6 protein-coding genes are annotated in these 5,301 nt (G+C 60.9%); all 6 read left to right on the top strand.

The window, feature by feature from the left end; genetic code table 11:
- The first annotated feature begins 55 nt into the window (after positions 1–55).
- The 6 genes from H5U38_03795 to H5U38_03770 are packed head-to-tail and all read left to right on the top strand — an operon-like array spanning position 56 to position 5,274.
- Positions 56–547, top strand: a complete 492-nt coding sequence (locus H5U38_03795) for a DUF4416 family protein (protein MBC7186140.1) — start codon at positions 56–58, stop codon at positions 545–547.
- Positions 544–1,557, top strand: coding sequence for a phosphoribosylformylglycinamidine cyclo-ligase (locus H5U38_03790; protein MBC7186139.1), 1,014 nt, complete (start codon positions 544–546; stop codon positions 1,555–1,557). The genes H5U38_03795 and H5U38_03790 overlap by 4 nt, the downstream gene beginning before the upstream one ends.
- 30 nt (positions 1,558–1,587) lie before the next feature.
- Positions 1,588–2,595 (top strand): NAD(P)H-dependent glycerol-3-phosphate dehydrogenase, encoded by a 1,008-nt coding sequence (locus H5U38_03785; protein MBC7186138.1) that lies wholly within the window; start codon positions 1,588–1,590, stop codon positions 2,593–2,595.
- A 25-nt stretch (positions 2,596–2,620) separates the two neighbouring features.
- Positions 2,621–3,457 carry a universal stress protein gene (locus H5U38_03780; protein MBC7186137.1) on the top strand — a complete coding sequence of 279 codons (837 nt, stop codon included), beginning with the start codon at positions 2,621–2,623 and terminating at the stop codon, positions 3,455–3,457.
- A gap of 36 nt (positions 3,458–3,493) precedes the next feature.
- Positions 3,494–4,789: an asparagine--tRNA ligase gene (asnS, locus tag H5U38_03775; protein ID MBC7186136.1), complete on the top strand. Its 1,296-nt coding sequence runs from the start codon at positions 3,494–3,496 to the stop codon at positions 4,787–4,789.
- Positions 4,786–5,274, top strand: a complete 489-nt coding sequence (locus tag H5U38_03770) for a TIGR00725 family protein (GenBank protein ID MBC7186135.1) — start codon at positions 4,786–4,788, stop codon at positions 5,272–5,274. The genes asnS and H5U38_03770 overlap by 4 nt, the downstream gene beginning before the upstream one ends.
- Positions 5,275–5,301: the final 27 nt, after the last annotated feature.

Raw genomic sequence — 5,301 nt, 5'->3', positions numbered from 1 at the left:
TAGTATGTCCATGGGAGCTCCAAGATCACCCCGACCCGTCTGTCTGTTCTGCGCCGTGACGTACAATTCCCAGGAGATGATGAAGCAGGCGCAGCGGCTACTGCAGAACGAGTTCGGGGAAATTGCATTGGAATCCGAACACTACCCCTTCTCTTTCTCCGATTATTATGCCGAGGAGATGGGGCAGGAGCTTCTTAAGTTTTTCGTGAGCTTCTCAACGCTGGTTGAACCGGACCGCTTGGCTGAGATAAAACTGCAGACCAACGTGCTCGAACAGAGGACCTCCACGGCAGGGCGACGCAACCTCAATCTCGATCCTGGCTATCTGGACGGGGCCAAGGTGGTGCTGGCGACGACCAAGAACTATGATCACCGCATCTACCTGGGTCACGGCATATATGGCGACCTCCACCTGCGCTACCGGCAGGGACGGTTTCAGCCGCTGGAGTGGACCTATCCCGACTACCGACAGCCGCTGGTGCTCGACTTTCTGAGCAGAGTGCGCGCCTGGTACCTGGACGTCTGCAAAACTGAGGAAAAGAGGTGAACGAGCATTCGGGACTCACCTACGAAGCAGCCGGCGTGAGCATCGCCACCGGCGATGAGAGCGTGGAGCGCATCAAGGCGCTCGCCAAATCGACCTTTTCACCCGCGGTGCTGAGAGAAATCGGGCTGTTCGGCGCCTTCTATGAGCTCGATACAACGCGTTTTCGCAGACCCGTACTGGTGTCCAGCATCGATGGGGTGGGGACAAAGCTAAAGATCGCCTGCGCGCTTGGCGTCTATGATACGGTTGGTGAGGACCTCGTCAATCACTGCGTCAACGACGTCATGACCAGTGGCGCGGATCCGCTGTTCTTTTTGGACTATCTGGCCACTGGGAAGCTACAACCCGAAGTGGTGGAGCAGGTGGTGGCCGGCATGGCGCGTGCCTGTCGCCAGGCCAGCTGCGCCCTCATCGGCGGTGAGACGGCGGAAATGCCAGGATTCTACCAACCCGACGATTTCGATCTTGCCGGGGCGATCGTGGGAGTCGTCGAGAGAGAGGCAATTATCGATGGGAGAGGAATTCAGGTCGGTGACCTGCTCATCGGCGTAGCTTCAAATGGCCTGCACACCAATGGCTACTCGCTGGCGCGCAAAGTGCTCTTGGACGTGGCCAGGATGAAGTTGACCGACTATGTCGACGAACTGGGCACAACTCTGGGCGAAGAATTGCTGCGTGTGCATCGTTCCTATCAGCCCCTCGTGCAGCGGGTACGCACCGTACAAGGTCTGCGTGGCATCGCCCATATCACCGGCGGGGGAATTGTCGGCAACACGCGGCGCCTCTTGCCGCCGGCTCGCTCTTTGCGCATCGACTGGCAGGCGTGGCAGGTGCCGCCGATCTTCCAGCTGATCCAACGCCTTGGCAACGTGGCCGATGAGGAGATGCGGCGGGTGTTCAATCTTGGCATCGGCGAGGTGCTCATTGTGGCGCCGCAGGCAGCCCAGGCCTGCGTTGACGCAGCAACTGGGCTGGGATTGACGAGTTTTCACATTGGGGAGGTCGCGTAGGAAGCCGTGCACTCCTCCACCTCACAAGGCCTGAAGGTGGCAGTGATCGGCGCCGGAGGGTGGGGTACAGCCCTGGCCATCCTCCTGCACGGCAATGGACACGAAGTGCGCCTGTGGGAGTTCCGTCCAGAGGTAGCAGAGGAGTTGGCAAGGACGCGCGAGAATCGGCATTTGCTGCCAGGGGTTCTGATCCCAGAGCAGATTCTCATTACTGCCGACCTGGAGAAGGCAGCGACAGAAGCAGAGCTGGTGGTCGTTGCCGTTCCTTCGCACACGATGCGTGAGGTAGCCCGCCTTCTCCGGCCTCTGCCGGGCATGCGCAAAGCACTGGTGGTGAGCGCCACCAAGGGTATCGAAAACGACTCTTTGATGCGCATGACGGAGGTGCTGCTGGCAGAAATACCGGAGCTGGAGCCGCGGCGCCTCGTCGCTCTGTCCGGCCCGAGTCATGCCGAAGAGGTGAGCAGAGGCATCTCTACAGCAGTTGTCTGCGCTTGCCCGTCCGAGGAGAGCGCCCGCTTCGCGCAGCGGGCGTTCATGAACAAGGCCTTCCGCGTCTACACGAGCAGCGACGTCATCGGCGTTGAGCTGGGCGGGGCGCTGAAGAACGTCATCGCCATTGCCGCCGGCATTTGCGACGGGGCCGGTTTCGGCGACAACACGAAGGCAGCATTGCAACCCCGTGGCCTGGTGGAGATTGTGCGCTTGGGCGTGAAGATGGGGGCCAATCCGCTCACCTTCGCCGGCCTCACCGGCATGGGCGACCTCATCGTCACCTGCATGAGCAAGCATAGCCGCAATCGCTACTTGGGCGAGCAGATCGGCAAGGGACGGACACTGCAACAGGTTCTCAGCGAGATGGTGATGGTTGCGGAAGGGGTCAGGACTACACGTTCGGCCTATGAACTGAGCCTCCTGCACAATGTGGAGATGCCCATCACCAGGGAGGTCTACCGCATCCTCTTCGAGGGCAAGGACCCGCGGACGGCGCTGGAGGACCTGATGACCAGGGATGCGAAAATGGAGGCATGGGGATAAGTTTCACAAAGCAGAGGGTTCGACGATGGTCAAGCGGATACTTCTCCCTGTGGACGGCTCCGAGTACACCAACTCGGTCCTGAAACACGGCATCGATCTTGCGCGACGATTTGGGGCGCGCGTGCGTCTCCTCTCGGTGGTTGACGTGCGTATCTTCGAGTGGGTGCTCTCGGTGGGTGCCGATGGCTTTGTGCCGGTGCTGCCTGCCCCCGGCTACCAGGAGGAGTCGCGGAAGCTTCTGGAGCGGAAGGCGCAAGCGGTGCTGGACAAGTGCGCACGCGCCTTAGAGAGCGAGGGTATTTCCTACGAGGCGGAAACACTCGGGGGCTCGCCGGTGGAAATCATTTGCGAACGAGCCAACTTGGTGGACCTCATCATCATGGGCAACCGGGGCGAATATGCCCGCTGGGCGACCACCATGCTGGGAGCCACTCTGGAGGCAGTGACCCGCCACGTCAGCAAGCCGATCATGATTGTGCAGCAGCGCTTCCGGAACGTGCAGAAGATGCTGGCTGCCTACGACGGAAGCGAACACGCAAACCGAGCATTGCAACTGGCGGGCTTTTTCGCCGAGCACCTCAACGCCAAGATCACCGTCGTGCACGTGTCGGACGACCGGGAACTGTCCACGCGCATCTGCGCAGAGGGGGTGCACTACCTGCAGGCATATCGGGCGGAAGTTGACTCTGCCTGGCTCTCCGGGCGCCCTGATGCAGCAGTGATCGACCTGGCCGCCAAGGGCAAGTATGACCTCATCGTGATGGGCGCCTACGGCCACTCGCGCATCCGCGAAGCTATTCTCGGCAGCACCACCGTGCAGATTATGCGCAAGAGCCCCATCCCGGTACTCATGGTGAAGTAGAACCGACGGACTGGAAACTGGAGGAAGAGACATCGCATGGCGCAACGAGTGTACATTGCGGACATCGCCAAACACGTGGGGCAGACCGTGGAAGTGTGGGGGTGGCTTTACAACATGCGTTCCAGTGGCAAGTTGCGCTTTCTTCTCGTCCGCGACGGCACCGGAATCATCCAAAGCGTCTTCTCGCTGGCGGACGTCTCGGAGCAGGTCTTTGCTGCCACCGAGAAGCTCACTCAGGAGAGCTCCCTCAAAGTCACCGGCATAGTTCGAGAAGACCGACGCGCCCCAGGTGGCTACGAGCTCCTGGCGCAGGACATGACCATCGTCCACATCGCCCAGGAATACCCCATCACGCCGAAGGAGCATGGTACCACCTTTCTCATGGACCGCCGTCACCTTTGGCTGCGCTCGCGGAAGCAGCATGCTATTCTCCGCATTCGCCACGAAATAATCAGGGCGGCGCGCCAGTTCTTCGATGATCAGGGTTTTGTGCTCCTGGACGCGCCGATTTTCACGCCAGCCTCGGTGGAAGGAACCACTACCCTTTTTGAGACCGACTACTTTGGTGGCAAGGCCTACCTCACGCAGAGTGGCCAGCTCTATGTGGAAGCAGGGGCGATGGCATTTGGCAAAGTCTACTGCTTCGGCCCCACCTTTCGCGCAGAAAAATCCAAGACGCGCCGCCACCTCACTGAGTTTTGGATGCTGGAGCCGGAAGTGGCCTACGCCGACCTCGACGACATCATGGCATTAGCTGAGGGACTGATTGTGCACATCGTGCAAGCCGTGCTCAACAACCGTCGCGCGGAGCTCTCGGTGATCGAACGCGATGTGGCTCCGCTGGAGCGCGTGCGCCCCCCGTTCCCGCGCATCAGCTACGACGAGGCTGCCGACCGCCTGGAACAGGCAGGCACCGGCTTCAAGCGCGGGGACGACCTGGGCGGCACGGACGAAACGGTGCTCTCCCAGCAATTCGACCGGCCAGTTATGGTACATCGCTACCCTGCGGCGGTGAAAGCCTTCTACATGAAGGACGACCCAGAGCACCCAGGGCGGGTATTGTGCGTGGACGTGTTGGCGCCGGAAGGCTATGGTGAGATCATCGGCGGCGGACAGCGAGAGGACGACTTGGCGACGCTGGAACGGAAGATTCGCGCGCACAACCTGCCCATGGAGCCGTATGAGTGGTACCTCGACCTGCGGCGCTACGGCAGCGTCCCCCACTCCGGATTCGGGATCGGCATCGAGCGGACGGTGGCCTGGGTGTGCGGTTTGTCCCACATTCGCGAGACCATCCCTTTCCCGCGGACCATGTACCGAATCTATCCATGAGTTCCTCAGTCGTACGCAGACCAGTCATTGCCGTCTTGGGTGGTGCCGCCTGCAGCATGGAGATCAGCCAGCTCGCTTATGAGGTCGGGCGTCTCATCGCAGAGCAAGGGGGCGTTCTCATTTGTGGCGGGCGCACGGGAGTCATGGAAGCGGCCTGTCAAGGGGCCCGAGAGCATGGCGGCCTCACCGTGGGCATCCTGCCGGGGGATGACGCCAGCGAGGCAAACCCTTACGTGCAGATCCCCATTGCCACCGGGCTCGGTGAAGCACGCAATGTGGTCATCGTCAAGTCCGCAGATGCAGCCATCGCCGTGGACGGCGGCTACGGGACGCTCTCGGAAATTGCCTTCTGCCTGAAGCTTGGGGTACCCGTCGTTGGGTTGAAGTCGTGGGCAATAGATCCAAGCATCCACCAGGCTGAAAACGCGGCGGAGGCAGTGCAGATGGCTTTCCAATTGGCGAGCAACAGGGCACGCAGCAGATGAAAGTCCGAGCAACGATAGTAGTACGTG

It is taken from the genome of Calditrichota bacterium, from assembly GCA_014359355.1.
Classification (GTDB): Bacteria; Zhuqueibacterota; Zhuqueibacteria; order JANLFK01; family Oleimicrobiaceae; genus Oleimicrobium.
The sequence above is the reverse complement of the archived record's forward strand: the minus strand, read 5'-3'. Positions and strand labels throughout refer to the sequence as shown.